Here is an 18,806-nt window from a genome sequence, read left to right as displayed (position 1 = left end):
GGCGGGCGAGGTGAAGAGCTCGGCCCGAGGCGGGCGCGCTCAGGTGGAAACCGTGCGCCGGTCCGAGGCGAGCCGGGTGGACCGCTCGCGCGTCGTCACCGACTGTGACTGTCGACCGGCGGCCTCGCGCACCTTGGCGGCCTGCTCCCGCGCGTCCCCGAGGGCGTGGTCCAGCCGCTCGTGCGCAGGGGCGTCCAGCCGCAGCGAATACCGCTTGCCGTCCAGGGAGGCGAAGGTCAGATCCCGGCTCAACGGCACCGGGCCGCTCAGCCGCACCTGATCGACGGAGGCACTCGCGATCTCCCGGCCGTAACTGGTCAGAAGTGTCAACCGGCCGTCCTGCACAAGGACTTGGCCTGCTCTGGTAACAGAGCGCCACCGTCGTCCGACCCGCACTCCGGTCAGCTCGAAATCCGGCTCCGTCATGGCACACCGCCCTCCCCGCCGCTCCCGCGACAAGCGTCCTCCTGCAGTCTGCACCCTATCCGGGCGCCAGGCCAGAGTGCCCCCATACGATTGGCCGGTGACCAACAGCGAGCACCGGCCCTGCGGCACCACCCCCGCCCCGATGGCCACAGTCGACGTCGACCGCAGCGACAACGCCTACCGGCACTGGCTCAAGGAGTCCGTGCGCAAGGTCCAGGCGGACGCCAACCGCAGCGCGGACACCCACCTGCTGCTCTTCCCGCTGCCCGAGGAGTGGGGCATCGACCTCTACCTCAAGGACGAGTCGACCCACCCCACCGGCAGCCTCAAGCACCGCCTGGCCCGCTCCCTGTTCCTCTACGGCCTGTGCAACGGCTGGATCCGGCCGGGCAAGCCGGTCATCGAGGCGTCCAGCGGTTCCACGGCCGTGTCCGAGGCGTACTTCGCGGGACTGATCGGCGTGCCGTTCATCGCCGTCATGCCGCGGACCACCAGCAGTGAGAAGACCCGGCTGATCGAGTTCCACGGCGGCACCTGCCACCTCGTGGACGATCCGGGCACCGTGTACGAGGTCTCCCAGCGCCTGGCCGAGGAGACCGGCGGGCACTACATGGACCAGTTCACCTACGCCGAGCGCGCCACCGACTGGCGGGGCAACAACAACATCGCCGAGTCGATCTACCAGCAGATGCGGCTGGAGCGCTATCCCGAGCCCGCCTGGATCGTGGCCGCCGCGGGCACCGGCGGCACCTCCGCGACCATCGCCCGCTACGTCCACTACATGCAGTACGACACCCGCGTCTGCGTCCCCGATCCGGAGAACTCCTGCTTCTTCGACGGCTGGCTGAAGAACGACGCCGACGTCGTCAGCGACTGCGGCTCCCGCATCGAGGGCATCGGGCGCCCCCGCATGGAGCCGAGCTTCGTGCCCGGCGCCATCGACCGCATGATGCGGGTGCCGGACGCCGCCAGCATCGCCGCGGTGCGCACCCTGGAACGGGCGATCGGCCGCCAGGCCGGCGGCTCGACCGGCACCGGCCTGTGGAGCGCGCTGCGGATCGTCGGCGAGATGGTCGCCGAGGGGCGCACGGGCTCGGTGGTCACGCTGCTGTGCGACCCGGGGGAGCGGTACCTGGACAAGTACTACTCGGACGACTGGCTCGCCGAGCAGGGCCTCGACATCGCCCCCTACACCGAGGCGATCGACCACTTCCTGGCCACCTCCCACTGGCACTGACCCCGCATCAGTTCCCGGCAGTGCTCGGCGAGTTGTCCGGCCGTGCCGTCGATGCCCCGTCAAGTCCGTTCCGGAGCGCGGAGGTTGGGCCCGTTCGAACTCGCGCGGGCCGCAACGCGCCGGGACGCCTCCTGTTGCCCGGCCGTCGCCAACTGCCATGATGCGGGGGAGGGTTGACGCATGTCCCCACCGGGAGCGACACACGGGGAGACCATGGACAAGCAGCAGACCGCCCCCGCGCTGGAGCTCATGGTGCACGGGGTCGGCGGGGCCACCCCCCAGGACGTGCTGGACGATCCGCGCACCGTTCTGGTCACCGGGGACGCCACCGCGGGCATCCACCGCAGGGCGGACGACGAGGACGCCGAGGAGCGTCCCGAGGACTACCGCGACGGGCCGATCCGCGAGGCGTACTGCTGGTCCGGCCTGACCTCCGGCAACGGCGCGCGGGCCCTGTGGCTCGTGCTGCTGCCGTTCATGATCGCGAATCTCGCGTACTGGATGCGGCCGGCCGCCCCGCTGCGGCACCCCGCGCAGCGCCTCTACTCCGCGATCGCCAGACTCCTCGCGCTCAGCCTGACCGTGCTGCTCACCGCCGCCGTCTGCGAGCTGGCGCTCGACCTCGTCGCCTGGCAGTGCGCAGGCTCGGCGGCCTGCGCCGAGGGGTCCTCCTGGCTCTCCTTCATGGCCGTCTCCGGCGAGGGCTGGTGGAGCGTGCCCGGCCGCAGGCTGGCGCTGGCGGCTCTGCTCCCGCTGCTCGTCACGCTGCTGCTGTGGTGGCTCTCGCACCGCACCTGGAGCGCCTACGAGTCGGCCTCGCCACCACCGCGCCGTCCGGGCACCGTGCACACCGAACCGGGCGAGGAGCCCCCGCCGTTGAGCCTCCCCGGCTTCTGGTACGGCCGCCGGCTCGTCTCCCGGCTGCGTGCGGCGCACACCACCGCCGGCCTGCTGACCATCGCCACCGCGCTGTCCCTGGCCACCCGGCACTACGACGCCGAGGCCGGCGGCGCCCGGGCCGTGATCGGCCAACTGCTGCTCGTGCTGTGCGCCGGCCTGTGGTGCGCCGCGGTACTGGCGGTGGTGCGGCGCGGGCGCACCGAGCGCGAAGCCGACGAGCACCTCGACCCGGCGGTCACCCGGCTGCTGCCCTGCTCGGCGCTCGCGCTGCTCGCCCTGATCGTGGCGCACGCCGCCTGGGACCGGCCGGGGTGGGAGTCCGCCGGCGCGCTGCCGGGCACCGGCGTCTTCTCCTCCCTCGCACTGCTCCAGGGCGCCCTGCTCACCGCGCTCGCCGTCACCGCGCTCGTGCTCAACCGGGCGGCCCGCCCGGCCGACCGCAGCGCGATGGGGGGCCTGGGCGGCGTCGGTGTCGCGCTGATCGGCTGCGGCATCGGCCAGGTGCTCACCGGTGGGCTGGCGCAGCGGATCTCGGAGTGGCTGGCCACCGGCTCGACCGTCGGCGACTCCGAGCTGATCGCCGGGCCGCCCGTGGTGCTCGTCTGGCAGGCCGCCGTCATCCCGCTGGTGCTGCTGTCCGCCGTGGTGTTCCTGCTGGTCTCCGCGGTACGGGTGATGCGGCTGCGCAAGCGTCTGACGCCCGGAATCGTCGACGGCTACCCCGGCGAGACCACCGAACTCCCCACCCGCAGCGGGCAGATCGCGGGCACCATCTCCCGCGCCGGGCTGACCGACTCCACCCCGGTGCTCATCGGCGCCATCACCGTCCTGTCGCTCGTCCTCGGTGCGGGTGCGGTCGCCGGAGCCCTGATCAGTGGCGAGTCGCCCGGCCAGGCAGCGGTCGGCGCCCCCGCTCCGCTGCCCGCGCTCGGTGCGCTCGCCGAGGGCGTCGGCTCCTGGCTGATGGGCGCGCTGGTGATACTCCTGGTCGCCATGGGCCGCCAGGCGTACCGGGATCCGGGCGCGCGGCGCACCGTCGGCATCCTCTGGGACGTGGGCACCTTCTGGCCCCGCGGCGCCCATCCCTTCGCACCGCCGTGCTACGCCGAGCGCGCGGTCCCCGACCTCAGCTGGCGGATCGGCACCTGGACCGAGCTGACCGGCGGCCGGCTCGTGCTGTCCGGTCACTCGCAGGGCAGCGTGCTCGCCGCCGCCGCGGTGTGGCAGCTGGACCCGGCAACCCGCAGCAGGGTCGCGCTGCTCACCCACGGCTCGCCGCTGGAGCGGCTGTACGGCCGCTGGTTCCCGCAGAGCTTCGGACCGACGGCTCTGCACGCGCTGCACCGCGAGGTGGAGGGCTGGCGGAACCTGTGGCGGCTGACCGATCCGATCGGCGGCCCGGTGAAGGTCTACGCCGACGGGCCGCGCGTCGAAACCGAGTCACCGCCGACCACGTACACCGGAGAAGTGGACCGCGGCCCGCTGAAGGACCCGTTGACCTACGGGCGCACCCTGCGCCACCCGCTGCCCTCGCCGATCCTCGGCCACGCCGACTACCACGCCGACCCGGCCTTCGACGAGGAGCGCGACCGGCTGCTGGCGAGCGTCGCCCGGCCCCACGAGCACGTCGGGGAGCCGGGGCCGAAGAGCCCGGCGACGGACGGCGGACCGGGTGACGCTCGCACTGCGGACGCGGGCGGGCCCGCAGGCGCCGGCGGCCCGGTGAAGGGCGGCGGTACGGCGAAGAGCGGGGACGGCGGTACGGCGACCGCGGTCGACACGGACCGGATCCCCGGTCAGGGCAGGGCGGGCAGATCCTCGGAGTAGAGCAGCGTCAGATCGTCGGTGCTCGGGTCCTCCACCTGCGCGACCCGGCCCGCGTGCCGCTCGACCATCGCCTCGAAGGTCTGGCGCGCGGTGCGGCCGTTGCCGAAGGAGGGGCCGCGTTCCATCGTCGCGAAGTGCTTGAGCACGGCCTCCTCGGTGCCGTCGGCGAGGTGGTACTCGTGCTCCTCGGCCTGCTGCTCGACGATCCGCAGCAGGTCCTCGGCCGCGTAGTCGCCGAAGGTGATGGTCCGTGAGAAGCGGGAGGCCACACCGGGGTTGACCGCCAGGAAGCGCTCCATCTCCTCGGTGTAGCCGGCGGCGATGACGACCACCTCGTCGCGATGGTCCTCCATCAGCTTCACCAGGGTGTCGATGGCCTCCCGACCGAAGTCGCGGCCGGAGTCCTCGGGGGAGAGCGCGTACGCCTCGTCGATGAAGAGCACACCGCCGCGTGCCTTGTCGAAGGCGGCCTGGGTGCGCAGGGCGGTCGAGCCGATGTGCTCGCCGACCAGGTCCACCCGGGACACCTCGACGAGATGGCCGTGCTCCAGCACGCCGAGGCTGTGCAGGATCTCCCCGTAGAGCCGTCCCACGGTCGTCTTGCCGGTGCCGGGGGAACCGGTGAAGACCAGATGGCGCCGGGCCGAGGCCGCCTTGAGGCCCGCGCGCTGGCGCCGCCGACCGACCTCGATCATCGCGGTGAGCGCCCGCACCTCCCGCTTGACGCTCTCCAGGCCGACGAGGGCGTCGAGCTGGCCCAGCACCTCGGCGGCCGGCCTGGCCTCCTGCGGCTCCGGGCGTGCCTCCCCGGCGGGCGCGGCGGCGGGCGGCGAGGCGGGCCGGGCGGCAGGCAGCGCCGCCGTCGCGGTGAGCAGTCCCGCGGTGCTGACCGCGGGCGCCGGCGCGGCGGCGAGCGGCTCGGTGACGGCCGCCGACTCGTCGCTGTCGCAGTCCTCCACGATCGGCCCCGGCTCGGCGAACTCGAACCCGCCCCGACCGCAGCGTTCGGTGCGGCAGCGCCGCAGGACCGTGCGGCAGCCGTCGATGACGTGGAAGCCGAAGCCGCGGGCGCCCGTCACCCGGGTGCCCTCGAAGGTGCCGCGGCCCTCGGCCGAGACGTAGACGCCCGCCTCCTCGGCGCCGGTGATCGTGCACCGCTCCACCGCGGGGTCCGCGCCCTTGGTGACGATGATGCCGGTGGCCACCGCGTCCACGACGCAGCCGGCCAGTACGCCGCCGCTGCCGTGGTCGCGGAACCACGCGCCGGTGCCGGCCTCCCGGATGCGGCAGTCGTCGAGCTGGACGGCCGCGCCGTCGCTGACCGACACCGCCGTACCGCGGATCTGGCTCAGATCGCTGTCCACGACGTCGGCCCTGGAGCCCCGGTCGAGCACGAACAGCGCGTCGGGCACCTCGCGCACCCGGCAGCTGTCCAGCACGGCGGAGGCGCCGTCGCTGATCCAGATCGCCGGATAGTCGCCGGTGGAGTCCTGTATCTCGCAGTGGTGCGCGTCGACCCGGGTGCCCGGGTCCCAGACCGAGAGGCCGTTGCGTCCGAAGCGGCGCACCGCGGTCCTGGTCAGCGTGAGGATGGCCCTGGAACGCAGGTCGACCGCGTTCTCCGGCACGTCGTGCAGCTCGCAGTCGGTGAGGGTGAGCACCGCGTCGGCGTCCAGGGTCAGTCCGTCGCCCGTGGTCCGGTGGATCTGGCACTCGGTCAACTGCCCCTGGGCGCGCGCCGTCGCGCTCACCCCGGAACCCTTGATCTCGTAGATCTCGCAGCCGTGCGCCTCCAGCGAGGTCTCCGCGCCGGTCAGCGAGATCCCGCTGCCGGAGGTGTGGTGGATGCGGCAGCGTTCGAGCCTCGGAGTGGCACCCGCGCTCGCCGCGACGCCGGACTGGCCCGCGGCCACCACCTCGCACTCCTGGAAGAGACCGGCCGCGGCGCCCGAGACGCTGATGCCGAGCCCGCCCGGATTGTCGATCGTGCAGCCGCGTATCACCGGTCGGGCGCCCGCCCGCACCTCCACCCCGGCCGCGGAGCGGGTGACCACCCGCAGCCCGGCGAGCTCGGCGGCGCAGTCCTCGACCAGCACCGCGGGGGCGGCCGCGTCCTGCCCCTCGATTTGGAGGTCGGCGATCCGGGCTCCCGCGCGCACGGTCAGCGGCACACCGTTGTCCGGGGCGATGCGCACCGAACCGGCGCCGGAGCGCTCGGGGCCGCGGAGGGTGACGGCGGTCTCCACGACCACGTTCTCCCGGTAGGTGCCCGGCGCGAGGGTCAGCACATCCCCCTCGGACGCGGCCTCCAGCGCGGCCCCGAGCGTGGGGTAGTCGCCTGTCCGGCGCCGCCACCGCGACGTACCTGTATGCGTCACCTGGACCGAGCCCTGAGCCATGGACCGCTGTGCCCCAACTTCCTGCGAGAACCGAGCGCGTGCCGCGGCACCTGCCGTGCGCCGCCGCCGTACGCGCCTGTGTGTTTCCGTGTGTGCTCTGTACGGGTCTGTACGTGCTTGCGTCTGTGCCGGTCTGTCCGTGCGAGCCGCGGGCGGGCCGAGGCAGTGGACGTCGAGCCTGGTCGGCGCGGTCTCACGGGGCGCCGTGGGTGGCGACGCCTGCCGGCCGCACCACCGTAGCGCGTACCGGGGCGGGCGGATGACCGATGTGGAAGTGCTGCGGCGAGCCGGGCCCGATTGGGGCGGTGGCGGGTGCAAAGTCCCCCGGGCGAGGGGGAGTTGGGAGTGCGGCGCGGCCGGGGCGGGTCAGCTGGAGGCGGCGGGCCAGGAGCGGCCCCAGTCCGGGCCGACCTTGGCCCACTGCCGCTCCCACTCCTCCAGGCGCCGACGCAGCAGCAGCCGCAGCGCCTGCCGGCGGGCCAACTCCACGGCCAGCGCGGCCACGACGCCCACCACCACTCCCGCCAGCGCGGCGTGCGAACTGGCAGTGGCGGCGCTCATCGGCCGGGTGGTCAGGGCGCCCGCCATGTCCACCCAGATCCGGAAGCGGTCACCGGTGACGACCTCGCGCTGCACGGTCACCTGCGCCGAGCGCTGCGCGCCGCTGGGGGCGCGCCAACTGGCCATCACCTGCTGCTGGTGGGAGAGCTCCTCGGACTCCTCGCCGGCCGGGCGGCGAGGAAGCACCTTCTCGACGGTGGCCCAGACCTGCTGGTGGGCGAGCTGCTGGGAGCGAACGGTCTCGGAGAGCTTGCGGTGCGCGATCTCGCCGGCGGCGGCGGCCACCAGCGGGCAGGCCACCAGCACCAGGAGCAGCGCTCCCAGCGCGAGCCATCCCTCGGCGCGGTCGGTACGACGGCACAGTGCGCTACGGCGCCAACGCCACAGACCGACGATCGCCCGGAACACCTGCTCCTCTTTCCTCTTGTCCCTCGTGTTTCGCTGTTTCGCTCGTTCCTCTTGTCGCTCCGCTTCGGGCGCATCCGCCGGTCGGCGGCGGGCACGTCCGCCCGGTGCCGTCCCGGTGCGGGCTGTCAGTGCCCGGGGCGTGTCCGCGCTTCGTGCCCGTACGAGCCACGACCTGACCCGTATCCGGTGCAACAACGTGAACGGTAGCGGGCCGGGGGCGAGTTGTCCCGTGCGATGTCTGTCCGGTTGTGGACGAATGCTCGCGCGCCGGGGCGCGCACCTCTGTACGACGAGGGTGATTTCGCCGCCTCCCGTGATCCGTCAACACCCCTTCGCGTAGCTGAACGTGACGACGGCGGGGTGATTATCACGGTCCGTGGGGAAGTCGGCGTGAAGAGGCGGGGGTACCCCGGCGCCGCAATCCACATTCTTGCGTCCGGCCTCTCTTTCGAGTGATTGCACGGGACGGAATTACCTCGTTACTTTCAACGCGCATCCCGGGCAACTGCTCGGTGCCTGACAAAGATTGGCGGTGTCCTGCGTGACGGCTCCGGTCGAAACGACCTCTGCGGGAGATACGAGTCACCCGCGACTCAGTCTGGCGACGTCGGCTGCCAGACAGCTGGCGACCACCACCAAAACACCCCCGCAAATGCAGGGGATCTCCTCCCGCTGGCTGCTGAAAGTCCTGCCCTGGGTGCAGGTCTCGGGCGGTACGTTCCGGGTCAACCGCAGGCTGAGCCACACTCTCGGCGACGGTCGGATCGAATTCACCACCACCGGTGCCGAGGTGCGCGTGATCCCCGCCGAGCTCGGCGAGATCCCGGCGCTGAAGGGCTATCGGGACGAGGCGGTGCTCGCGGAACTCGCCTCCCGCTTCGAGCAGCGGGACTTCGGTCCCGGCGAGGTGATCGTCGAGTCCGGGCGGCCGGTCGACGGGCTCGTGCTGGTCGCCCACGGAAAGCTCACCAAGACGACCGCCGGCTTCTACGACGGCGAGTCGGTGCTCGGAGTGCTGGCCGACGGCGACTACCTCGGCGAGGCGGGTCTGACCGAGGAGGACCCCGGCACCTGGGACTACACCGTGCGCGCCGCCACCAGCGGCACCGTGCTGACACTCCGAGCGGCGCAGCTGACCGAGGTGCTGGACCGCGCGGACAGCCTGCGCGCGCACCTCGCGGCCTTCCGCAGCGCCATCCCGAAGGCCCGCAACGCCAGCGGGGAGCGCGAGATCGAGCTCTCCGCCGGCCACGAGGGCGAGTTGGAGCTGCCGGGCACGTTCGTGGATTACGACGTGTCGCCGCGGGAGTACGAGTTGTCGGTGGCGCAGACGGTGCTGCGGGTGCATTCGCGGGTCGCGGATCTGTACAACGAGCCGATGAACCAGGTCGAGGAGCAACTGCGCCTGACCATCGAGGCGTTGAGGGAGCGGCAGGAGCACGAGCTGGTGAACAACCGGCAGTTCGGTCTGCTGCACAACGCCGATCTCGGGCAGCGTCTGCACACCCGCACCGGCCCGCCCACCCCCGACGACCTCGACGAGCTGCTGGCCACCGTGTGGAAGGAGCCGAGCGTCATCCTGGCCCACCCCAAGGCGATCGCCGCCTTCGGCCGGGAGTGCAGCAGCCGGGGGCTCTACCCCGACTCCGTCGACCTCGACGGCCACCGCGCGGCCGCCTGGCGCGGTGTGCCGATCCTGCCGTGCAACAAGATTCCGGTGACCTCCGCCGGTGCCACCTCGATGATGGCGATGCGCACCGGTGAGAAGAACCAGGGAGTGGTCGGACTCCACCGCACCGGAATTCCCGACGAATACCAGCCGAGCCTTTCGGTGCGTTTCATGGGAATCAACGAGAAGGCCATCATCAGTTATCTGGTGAGCGCCTACTACTCCGCGGCGGTTCTCGTCCCGGACGCGCTGGGAATTCTGGAGGACGTCGAAGTCGGTCACTGAGACCGCGTCGGGTCGGGTGCCGAAACCGTGTCGAACGGCTATTCGCGCCCGGCCCGGAGTTCCCCCGCGGCCCGGGACTGCCGGGCGGCGCCCGCGGCTTCACCGGCCGCCGCCGGGCCTCCCGGTCTCCGGCCGTGCGGTTTCCGGCGAATCCGCCGACGCCGCTCAGGGGCAGCGCCCCGCGTCCCGCCGCCAGTTGAACCCTGCCGCGTCCCCGCGGCGGCGCGCGGCCACGAGTCCCGCGCGCGACACACACGTATCGGAAGGCCCCACACCGTATGACCAGCACGCCGTTGACCGACCAGAACACCGCTCCCGGCAGCAGCCTGAACACCGCCGCGGCACGCACCCTCGCCACGACCACCAAGACCCCGCCGCAGATGCAGGGCATCTCCACTCGGTGGCTGCTGCGGATCCTGCCCTGGGTGGAGGTATCGGGCGGCACCTACCGGGTGAACCGGCGGCTCACCCACACCCTCGGCAACGGACGCGTGGAGTTCATCAGCACCGGCGCCGAAGTCCGCGTGATTCCGGCCGAGTTGACCGAACTGCCCGCGCTCCACGGATTCGAGGGCACCGACGAGCTCCAGGCGCTGGCCGCACGCTGTGTGCAGCGCGAGTACGCCGCCGGGGAGCGCATCGTGGACGGCGGCAGTCCGGTCGAGGAGGTGCTGCTGATCGCCCACGGAAAGATCAACAAGGTCGGTGCCGGCGAGTACGACGGCGAGACCAACCTCGGGGTGCTCGCGGACGGCGACTGGGCCGGCGATCAGGCGCTGACCGATCGCGAGGGCCGCTGGGACTGCTCGTTGCGCTCGCTCACCCGCTGCACCGTACTGGCTCTGCCGGTCACCGAGTTCAGGGCGGTCGCCGAGCAGTCCGCGCCCCTGCGGGCGCATCTGGAGGGCCTGCTGAGCCGGCTGATGCCCCGGCAGAACAAGCGCGGCGAGGCGGACATCGAGCTCGCCTCCGGCCATGAGGGCGAGCTGGAGTTGCCGGGCACGTTCGTGGATTACGACGTGTCGCCGCGGGAGTACGAGTTGTCGGTGGCGCAGACGGTGCTGCGGGTGCATTCGCGGGTCGCGGATCTGTACAACGAGCCGATGAACCAGGTGGAGGAGCAACTGCGCCTGACCGTCCAGGCGTTGAGGGAGCGGCAGGAGCACGAGCTGGTGAACAACCGGCAGTTCGGTCTGCTGCACAACGCCGATCTCGGGCAGCGTCTGCACACCCGCACCGGCCCGCCGACCCCCGACGACCTCGACGATCTGATCACCCGTCGGCGCAAGACCCAGTTCCTGCTGGCGCACCCGCGCACCATCGCCGCGATCGGCCGGGAGTGCAGCAGCCGGGGGATCTACCCCGGCCACGCCGAGGTCGACGGCTCCGCGGTCCGCACCTGGCGCGGCATCCCGCTGCTGCCCTGCAACAAGATCCCGATCAGCAAGAACCACACCAGCTCGGTGCTCGCGATGCGCCTGGGCCAGGAGAACCAGGGTGTCGTCGGCCTGCACCAGACCGGCATCCCGGACGAGATCGAGCCGAGCCTGAACGCCCGCTTCATGGGCATCAACGACAAGGCGGTGATGTCCTACCTGGTCAGCGTCTACTTCTCGGCCGCCGTACTGGTCCCGGACGCCCTCGGCATCCTGGAGGACGTGGAGATCTAGCACTCGACACGGACCGCAGCACTGGGCGCGGTACCGGGTTCCGGTGGCAGCCGGCGCGAAGACACCGCGCCGGCTGCCACCGCGCGCACCCGTCTCCCGCCGCCGTCTCCGCACCCGCCTCCCGTAGCCGTCCTCGCACCCGCCTCCCGCCGCCGTCTCCGCACCCGCCTCCCGCGGCTGTCCCCGCACCCGCCTCCCGCGGCCGTCCCCGTACCTGCCTCCCGCGGCGGTGCGCACCGGTCCTTGCCGTTGCCGGTCCGGTGCGCACCCGCGGCGTGCCCGGCCCGCACCGGCGGCCCGTCCGCGGCGTTCCGCCACGGCTGTCCCCGCCACGGTGTCGGTGTGACACTGGGGGAGGGGCGGCCGTGGTGACCGCCCGACCCCGTCGGCAGTCCGCGCCGGGGGCCGGGCCCGCGGCTCCCCGTGCCGGGGACGCAGAGCCCGGCGAGAGGAGGCGCCATGCGGACCAGAACAGGACTGCTCGGCACGCTCAGCCCCGAGCACGCGGCGCGGCTGCGACAGCTCGGCCGGGAGGTGGCCTTCTCCTCGGGAGAGCGCATCTTCGAGGAGGGCGACAGGGCCGACCGTTTCTGGATCGTCCACACCGGGTCCGTGACGCTGGAGCAGCGGGTGCCGGGCCGCAGCGCCCAGGTCGTGGAGAACATCAGCCACGGTGAACTGCTCGGCTGGTCCTGGTTCTTCCCGCCCTTCGCCTGGCATCTGAGCGGCGAGGCGGGCAGTCCGGTGCGCGCCCTGGAGTTCGACGCCGCCGAGGTGCGGGCGCTGTGCGAGCGGGACCACGAGCTGGGGTACGCGCTCGCGCTGGCCGTCGGCGAGATCGTCTCGCACCGCCTCCAGCGCTCCCGCAGCCGGCTGATCGATCTGTACGGCTGAGGGGCGGCCCGCCGTGCCTCCCCTCCCGGTTCCGCCGGCGCCCCGCCGGGTCGCGGAGGGCCTGCGATGAGCCCGTTCCGCCGGCCCGGCCCGCCGCGGGACCAGCGCCAACCGGAGTGGCGCGGGCTCAGCGGCCCCGCTCCGCCCGCAGTTCGTACACACGGTCCCATTGCCCACCCGCCCGCGCTGGCGCACGATGTGCACGTGCTGAACCCCTGGCTGGCGCTGGCAGCCGGCGCGGACCCGCAGGAGCGGGCCGTCGCCGTGCGTCGCGCGCACGCCGACTTCCTGAGCGACGGCACCGTGCGGCCCGGGGTGCGCCCGGTGGTCGCCGAGTCCTGGCGGCGCTGCGCCGGGGCCAGGGTCGGCCCCGGCGAGGTCGCCGAGGTCGACATGTCCGACGCCGACCTCGCTGCGCACCGCGCCCAGCACCCGCTCGCCCAGGTCATGCCGCTGGTACGGGAGTTGCTGGGCGGCGTCGCCCAGGACGGCGAGCATCTGCTCTCGGTCTGCGACGAGTACGGACGGATGCTCTGGGTCGAGGGCCACCCCCAGGTCCGACGGCGCGCGGAGCGCATGAACTTCGTTCCGGGGTCCCGGTGGGCGGAGGCCCGGGTCGGCACCAACGCGCCCGGCACCGCGCTGGCCGTCGACCACGCGGTGCAGATATTCGGCGCCGAGCACTACTGCCTCCCGGTGCAGCAGTGGACCTGCGCGGCGGCCCCCGTCCACGACCCGCGCACCCGGCGGATCATCGGCGTACTGGACATCACCGGTGGCGACCACCTCGCCGCCCCGCAGAGCCTGGCCCTGGTCCAGGCGACCGCCAGGGCGGCCGAAGCGCAGCTGGCGGCGCTCGGCACCCTGCCCGACCGTGCCCGACTGCAGGTGCTCGGCCGCGACGAGGCCGTGCTCCACCGAGGCGGCGGCAGCGTGCGGCTGGGCCGCCGGCACAGCGAGATCGTGACGCTGCTCGCCGCCCATCCCGACGGCCTGAGCGGCCAGGCACTGGCCTGGGAGCTGTACGGCGAGCGCGAGGTCAACCCCGTCACCCTGCGCGCGGAGCTCTCACGGCTGAGGCAGCTGCTCGGCGCCTTCCTCGCCTCGCGGCCCTACCGGCTGACCCAACCCGTCGACACCGACGCCGGATTCGTCGCCGAGGCCCTGCGCGCCGACCCCGCCGCGGCGCTCGCCGCCTACCGCGGGCCGCTGCTGCCCGAGTCCGAGGCGCCCGGCATCGTCGGGATGCGCCGCCGCCTCCTGGGAGGGCTCCGGCAGGCGCTGCTGGGTGCCGGCGATCCCGCTCTGCTCCGCGACTGGGTCGCCACCGGCTGGGGCGAGGACGACCTCGAGGCGTGGGAGGCGCTGCTGGCGCTCGTCCCCACCCGTGAGCACGCCGTGCTCACCGCCCGTGTCGCCGCACTGCGGACCGACTACGGACTGGACGCGTCCCACTGAGCACGGCCGCCCCAGCCGACCGCCCCGCCCCGCTCGCCCCCCCCGCCCCGCTCGGCCGCACCGCAGGACCGCGCAGGACCACACCCCGCAGGGCCGGAACGCCCCGCTCCGGCCAGGAACCGAAACGCCCCCGCCCCTCGGCTCCGCCGACCCGCCCCCCCCGGGGGGGCGCGCTGCCGTCGCAACCGCCGGCGCACACTCCGGTCCGCACCACCTGCCGCGCTCCCCGGCGAGCGTGCCCCCGTACCCCCGTCCGGCGCCGAACTCCCCGTGTCCGCACGGCGCAACGTCCGTGCAACCTCCCCGCACCTACGCTCTGGGCCCAGGCCGCCGCACCGCAGTGGGTGGGGCGGCGACCCCAGCCAGGAGGGCGACCATGAGCCGCTACGCCGCGCCCGGGACGGCCGACGCCGTCATGAGCTACCAGTCCCGCTACGACCACTGGATCGGCGGGGCCTACGCACCGCCCGCGGGGGGCCAGTACTTCGAGAACCCGAGCCCGGTCAACGGGCAGCCGTTCACCGAGATCGCCCGCGGCACGGCGGCGGACGTCGAGGCCGCGATCGACGCGGCGCACGCGGCGGCTCCGGGGTGGGCCGCCACCTCGGCCGGTGAACGCGCCCTCGTCCTCAACCGGATCGCCGACCGCATGGAGGAGAACCTCGAGCGGCTGGCCGTCGCGGAGAGCTGGGAGAACGGCAAGCCGGTGCGCGAGACGCTGGCCGCCGATCTGCCCCTGGCCGTCGACCACTTCCGCTACTTCGCGGGCGCGATCCGGGCCCAGGAGGGCACCCTCTCCGAGATCGACCCCGACACCGTGGCGTACCACTTCCACGAGCCGCTCGGCGTGGTCGCCCAGATCATCCCGTGGAACTTCCCGCTGCTGATGGCGACCTGGAAGCTGGCCCCGGCACTCGCGGCGGGCAACGCCGTCGTGCTGAAGCCGGCCGAGCAGACACCCGCCTCGATCCACTACTGGATGAGCCTGATCGCCGATCTGCTCCCGCCCGGTGTGGTCAACATCGTCAACGGCTTCGGTGCCGAGGCCGGCAAGCCGCTCGCCTCCAGCGCGCGGGTCGCCAAGGTCGCCTTCACCGGTGAGACCACCACCGGCCGGCTGATCATGCAGTACGCCTCGGAGAACCTGAAGCCCGTCACCCTCGAACTCGGCGGCAAGAGCCCGAACATCTTCTTCGACGACGTCTCCGCCGAGCAGGACGACTTCCTCGACAAGGCGCTCGAGGGCTTCACGATGTTCGCGCTGAACCAGGGCGAGGTCTGCACCTGCCCCTCGCGGGCGCTGATCCAGCGCGGCCACTACCGGGACTTCCTGGACGCGGCTGTCGCCAGGACCGAACAGATCGTCCAGGGCAACCCGTTGGACACCGAGACGATGATCGGTGCCCAGGCGTCCAACGACCAGCTGGAGAAGATCCTGGCCTACCTCGACATCGGCGCGCAGGAGGGCGCGAAGGTGCTCACCGGCGGCACCCGGGCGGAGCTGGACGGCGAGTTGGCCGGCGGCTACTACGTGCGCCCGACCATCCTGGAGGGCGCCAACCACATGCGGGTCTTCCAGGAGGAGATCTTCGGACCGGTCGTCGCCGTCACCGGGTTCGACGACTACGCCGATGCCATGAAGATCGCCAACGACACGCTCTACGGGCTCGGCGCCGGAGTGTGGACCAGGGACGGCAGCACCGCCTACCGGGCGGGCCGGGCGATCCAGGCCGGCCGGGTGTGGACCAACTGCTACCACGCCTACCCCGCACACGCCGCGTTCGGCGGCTACAAGCAGTCCGGCATCGGGCGGGAGAACCACCGGATGATGCTCGACCACTACCAGCAGACCAAGAACCTGCTGGTCAGCTACTCCCCGAAGAAGCTCGGCTTCTTCTAGGCCGCGTGTGTGCCGGCTCGCCGCGGCCCGCGGCCCGCGGCCCGCGGCGGGCTCGTGCGGCGGCGGGTCCGCACGGAGGAAAGGAGGAGCGCAGGTGTCCAGAGTCGAACTGACCGGTGCGGCGGGCGAGTTGCTGGCGCGGCTCACCGCTCTGCACGGGCCGCTGATGTTCCATCAGTCCGGTGGCTGCTGCGACGGCAGCTCACCGATGTGCTATCCGCGCGGCGACTTCCGCACCGGGGCCTCGGACGTGCTCCTCGGCGAGCTGACAGCGCCGGGAGTGCCGGAACCGGTGCAGTTCTGGATGTCGGCGAGCCAGTACGCGTACTGGAGCCACACCCACCTGACGGTGGACGTGGTGCCGGGCCGTGGCGGCGGCTTCTCGGTGGAGGCGCCGGAAGGGGTGCGGTTCCTGATCCGCTCCCGGCTGCTCACCGACGAGGAACTGCGGGCGCTGGAGGCGGAGGACGGGACGGCGGACGAGCGGGACGAGGCGTCGCGGACCGACCGCGCCGCGCCGCCCGCGGACCGCCGGAGCGACTGACGACCGGCTGACGACCGACTGACGGCGACCCGGTATCCCGATACCCCGTCGTATGCCTGCCCGTGGTGCACGGGCCGCCGGCTCCTACAGGCCGGCGGACCGACGGCCGACGGCGGCGGGCAGGCGTACGGCGGCCCCGAGGCCGCGCCCCTCGTGCGAGCGGGGCGCGGCCTCCTCCTCGAAATTGCGCGTCTCCTCGAACTCCCGCGTCTCCCCGAACTCCCGTGCGCCCGCCGGGTGCCGGCCGCCCGGTGGGGGCGAGGGCCTGTGCGCCACCGATCCGGTGTGCGCGAACCGCGACACCCACGCGACGGGGCGGCGGCGGAGGAACGGATGTCGTTCCCCGCCGCCGCCCCTGACGGCTGAGCTGGACCACCCCCGTGGTGCTGGGCCCAGTGGTTGCGGTGCGTAGGACGCGTGCGGTGGTCTGCGGCTCAGTAGCCGTGGCCGGGGTGCGGCCTTCCGTACGGGTCCTCGTAACGCGTGGGTGCGGGCTGCGCGTTCATCGGGCGCGGAGCGGCGGGCCGGGGCGCCGCCGGACGCATCCGGGTCTGCTGCGGGTACCCGCCCGGCTGCTGGTACGGCTGCCCGTACTGCTGCTGTGCGCCCACCGACGCCTGCTGCGGGATGTAGGGCGCGGGCGCCTGCTGGAGCGGCGCCGCGTGCTGCACGGGCTGGGGGAAGCCGCGCTGATGCCCCAGCGAGGCCTGACTCGGCCCCGAGGCGAGCGCCGGGAGCGCGGGCAGATTGCTCGCACTCTCGTACGCGGCGGGAACCCGGATGGGCGCGATCTGCGGGGTGCCCCGCTCGGCCACCAGGCTGTCGTAGATAGGCGTGTCGGCGAAGGATGGGGCGGAGTAGTAGCCGCCGCCGTATCCGCCGCGGGAGGAGGGGGAGGTCATGCTGCCCAAGTTAAACCGAAGAAAGGCTTTCTGAGGAGGGTGGCAAGGGGGTCATTTGCCGCCGTTCCGGTGGCAACGATCTTCGAACCGCCGCGAAGTGACGCAAACCGCCCAGGAGTTGGCCGTCGCGACATGGTGGCCGGGGTCCGTGCGCGGTCGACCGCCGCCGTCCGGCAAGGGGCGGCGGTGGCATAGGTTGGGTGGTCGGCGAGCAGTGAACAAGCGGGCGGCGCCATGAGGGTTGGCCGTTTTGAGGGGAATCACCATGACGATGAGTAAAGGCATGAACGTCCCGGTCGCGGCGTCGGCGGTGCGAGTGGAGATCGGCTGGCAGACCGGCGCCGGGGTGCCCGACGTCGACGCCTCCGCTCTGCTGCTGCAGGATTCCGGCAAGGTGCGCTCGGACGAGGACTTCGTCTTCTACAACCAGGCGCAGCACCCCTCCGGCGCGGTCCGCCACGCCGGCAAGTCACCTGCGGGCGGCGCGGTCAGCGATGCGCTGACGGTCGAGTTCGGACAGGTCGAGGCCGGGATCGAGAAGGTCGTGCTCGTCGCCTCCGCCGACGGCGGCACCTTCGGGCAGGTGCCCGGCCTGCACGTGCGCGTCCTCGACAGCGCGAACGGCGCGGAGTTGGCCCGCTTCGACAGCGAGGACGCCTCCAACGAGACGGCGTTCGTCCTCGGCGAGCTCTACCGCAGGCAGGGCGCCTGGAAGTTCCGCGCAGTCGGCCAGGGCTACGCCACCGGACTCGGCGGCCTGGCCACCGACTTCGGGATCTCCGTCGAGGAGCCCGCCCCCGCCCCTGCGGCCCCCGCGCCCACACCCGTGCAGCCCGCGCCACCCGCACCGCAGGCCCAGCCCACCCCGCCGCCCGCCCCGCCCGCGGCGCCGGTGAGCCTGAGCAAGATCACGCTCACCAAGGAGGCGCCGGTCGTCTCCCTCACCAAGCAGGGCGGCACCTCCGGCAATCTGCGGGTCAACCTCAACTGGGAGGTCCGCAAGCAGTTCAAGGGCTGGGGCCAGAAGCTCGGTCGCGCCATCGCCCAGCACAACGACCTCGACCTCGACCTCGGTGCGCTCTTCGAGCTGAACGACGGCCGCAAGGGTGTCGTCCAGGCCATCGGCAACACCTTCGGTGCGCTGGACCGCCCGCCCTACATCCACCTGGACGGCGACGACCGCACCGGCGCCGTCTCCAGCGGCGAGAACCTCGACGTCAACCTCGACCACGTCCAGGACTTCAAGCGCATCCTCGTCTTCGTCACCGTCTACGAGGGGGCCCGGTCCTTCGCCAACCTCAACGCGACCGTCACCCTCCAGCCGCAGCACGGCGCCCCGGTGGAGTTCTTCCTCGACGAGTGCACGGTGCCCTCCACCGTCTGTGCGCTCGCGCTGCTCACCAACCAGGGCGGCGAGCTCGTCGTCCAGCGCGAGGCCCGCTACCTCGTCCCCGAGCGCGGCGTCAGCCCGCAGCGCACCCTGGACTACGCCTACGGGTGGGGACTGAACTGGACCCCCGGCCGCAAGTGAGGCAGCCCCGCCGGGGCTGATCCCGAATTCGACCGCGACCGGTCCGCGCACATTCCGCGCCGCCGCACCCCGTCCGGGGGCGTGGCGGCGCGGCACGCCCCCGGGCGGGGCAGGCGCGGGGCGGGTTCGGGGCCGCGCCCGGCGCGGACGGCGCGGCAGCGGTGGCGCGGAAGCCGGTGCCGGACACCGCCGACG

14 protein-coding genes are annotated in these 18,806 nt (G+C 72.9%); 9 read left to right on the top strand and 5 right to left on the bottom strand.

Annotation, left to right across the window (positions count from 1 at the left end; genetic code table 11):
* Positions 1 to 39: 39 nt before the first annotated feature.
* Positions 40 to 330, bottom strand: a complete 291-nt coding sequence (locus MTQ01_RS17130) for a hypothetical protein (RefSeq protein ID WP_247491730.1) — start codon at positions 328 to 330, stop codon at positions 40 to 42.
* Between the two features lie 238 nt (positions 331 to 568).
* On the opposite strand from MTQ01_RS17130, the gene MTQ01_RS17125 reads away from it, so the two are divergent.
* Positions 569 to 1,663, top strand: coding sequence for a PLP-dependent cysteine synthase family protein (locus tag MTQ01_RS17125; RefSeq protein WP_247491708.1), 1,095 nt, complete (start codon positions 569 to 571; stop codon positions 1,661 to 1,663).
* Positions 1,664 to 1,843: 180 nt separating this feature from the next.
* The gene (locus tag MTQ01_RS17120) at positions 1,844 to 4,390 is read left to right on the top strand and encodes a hypothetical protein (RefSeq protein WP_247491409.1); all 2,547 of its coding nucleotides are present in this window, start codon (positions 1,844 to 1,846) and stop codon (positions 4,388 to 4,390) included.
* Here MTQ01_RS17120 and MTQ01_RS17115 read toward each other — a convergent pair.
* Both MTQ01_RS17115 and MTQ01_RS17110 read right to left on the bottom strand, forming a co-directional pair.
* The gene (locus MTQ01_RS17115; RefSeq protein WP_247491407.1) at positions 4,360 to 6,789 is read right to left on the bottom strand and encodes a right-handed parallel beta-helix repeat-containing protein; all 2,430 of its coding nucleotides are present in this window, start codon (positions 6,787 to 6,789) and stop codon (positions 4,360 to 4,362) included. The genes MTQ01_RS17120 and MTQ01_RS17115 overlap by 31 nt on opposite strands.
* Before the next feature lie 366 nt (positions 6,790 to 7,155).
* On the bottom strand, positions 7,156 to 7,758 hold the full coding sequence (locus tag MTQ01_RS17110) for a hypothetical protein (RefSeq protein WP_247491405.1): 603 nt from the start codon (positions 7,756 to 7,758) through the stop codon (positions 7,156 to 7,158).
* Positions 7,759 to 8,299: 541 nt separating this feature from the next.
* Here MTQ01_RS17110 and MTQ01_RS17105 point away from each other — a divergent pair.
* The 6 genes from MTQ01_RS17105 (at position 8,300) to MTQ01_RS17080 (ending at position 16,178) form a co-directional block, all read left to right on the top strand.
* The gene (locus tag MTQ01_RS17105) at positions 8,300 to 9,712 is read left to right on the top strand and encodes a family 2B encapsulin nanocompartment shell protein (RefSeq protein ID WP_247491404.1); all 1,413 of its coding nucleotides are present in this window, start codon (positions 8,300 to 8,302) and stop codon (positions 9,710 to 9,712) included.
* Between the two features lie 278 nt (positions 9,713 to 9,990).
* Positions 9,991 to 11,382 (top strand): family 2B encapsulin nanocompartment shell protein, encoded by a 1,392-nt coding sequence (locus MTQ01_RS17100; protein WP_247491401.1) that lies wholly within the window; start codon positions 9,991 to 9,993, stop codon positions 11,380 to 11,382.
* A gap of 459 nt (positions 11,383 to 11,841) precedes the next feature.
* On the top strand, positions 11,842 to 12,276 hold the full coding sequence (locus MTQ01_RS17095; RefSeq protein WP_247491399.1) for a Crp/Fnr family transcriptional regulator: 435 nt from the start codon (positions 11,842 to 11,844) through the stop codon (positions 12,274 to 12,276).
* 204 nt (positions 12,277 to 12,480) lie between these two features.
* Complete coding sequence (locus MTQ01_RS17090) at positions 12,481 to 13,734, top strand: helix-turn-helix domain-containing protein (RefSeq protein WP_247491397.1); 1,254 nt, start codon at positions 12,481 to 12,483, stop codon at positions 13,732 to 13,734.
* Between the two features lie 376 nt (positions 13,735 to 14,110).
* A complete protein-coding gene (locus MTQ01_RS17085) occupies positions 14,111 to 15,634 on the top strand; it encodes an aldehyde dehydrogenase family protein (protein WP_247491395.1) in 1,524 nt (507 codons plus the stop codon).
* Between the two features lie 94 nt (positions 15,635 to 15,728).
* A complete protein-coding gene (locus MTQ01_RS17080; RefSeq protein WP_247491393.1) occupies positions 15,729 to 16,178 on the top strand; it encodes a DUF779 domain-containing protein in 450 nt (149 codons plus the stop codon).
* Between the two features lie 84 nt (positions 16,179 to 16,262).
* Here the strand turns inward: MTQ01_RS17080 and MTQ01_RS17075 are convergent, their stop codons facing one another.
* Positions 16,263 to 16,454, bottom strand: coding sequence for a hypothetical protein (locus MTQ01_RS17075; RefSeq protein WP_247491391.1), 192 nt, complete (start codon positions 16,452 to 16,454; stop codon positions 16,263 to 16,265).
* Between the two features lie 158 nt (positions 16,455 to 16,612).
* Complete coding sequence (locus MTQ01_RS17070; protein ID WP_247491386.1) at positions 16,613 to 17,080, bottom strand: DUF6643 family protein; 468 nt, start codon at positions 17,078 to 17,080, stop codon at positions 16,613 to 16,615.
* Between the two features lie 271 nt (positions 17,081 to 17,351).
* Between MTQ01_RS17070 and MTQ01_RS17065 the strand changes: the two genes are divergently transcribed.
* Positions 17,352 to 18,611, top strand: coding sequence for a TerD family protein (locus MTQ01_RS17065; protein ID WP_247491706.1), 1,260 nt, complete (start codon positions 17,352 to 17,354; stop codon positions 18,609 to 18,611).
* Positions 18,612 to 18,806: the final 195 nt, after the last annotated feature.

It is taken from the genome of Streptomyces sp. XM4193, assembly GCF_023072595.1.
Taxonomy (GTDB): Bacteria; Actinomycetota; Actinomycetes; order Streptomycetales; family Streptomycetaceae; genus Streptomyces.
The sequence above is the reverse complement of the archived record's forward strand: the minus strand, read 5'-3'. Positions and strand labels throughout refer to the sequence as shown.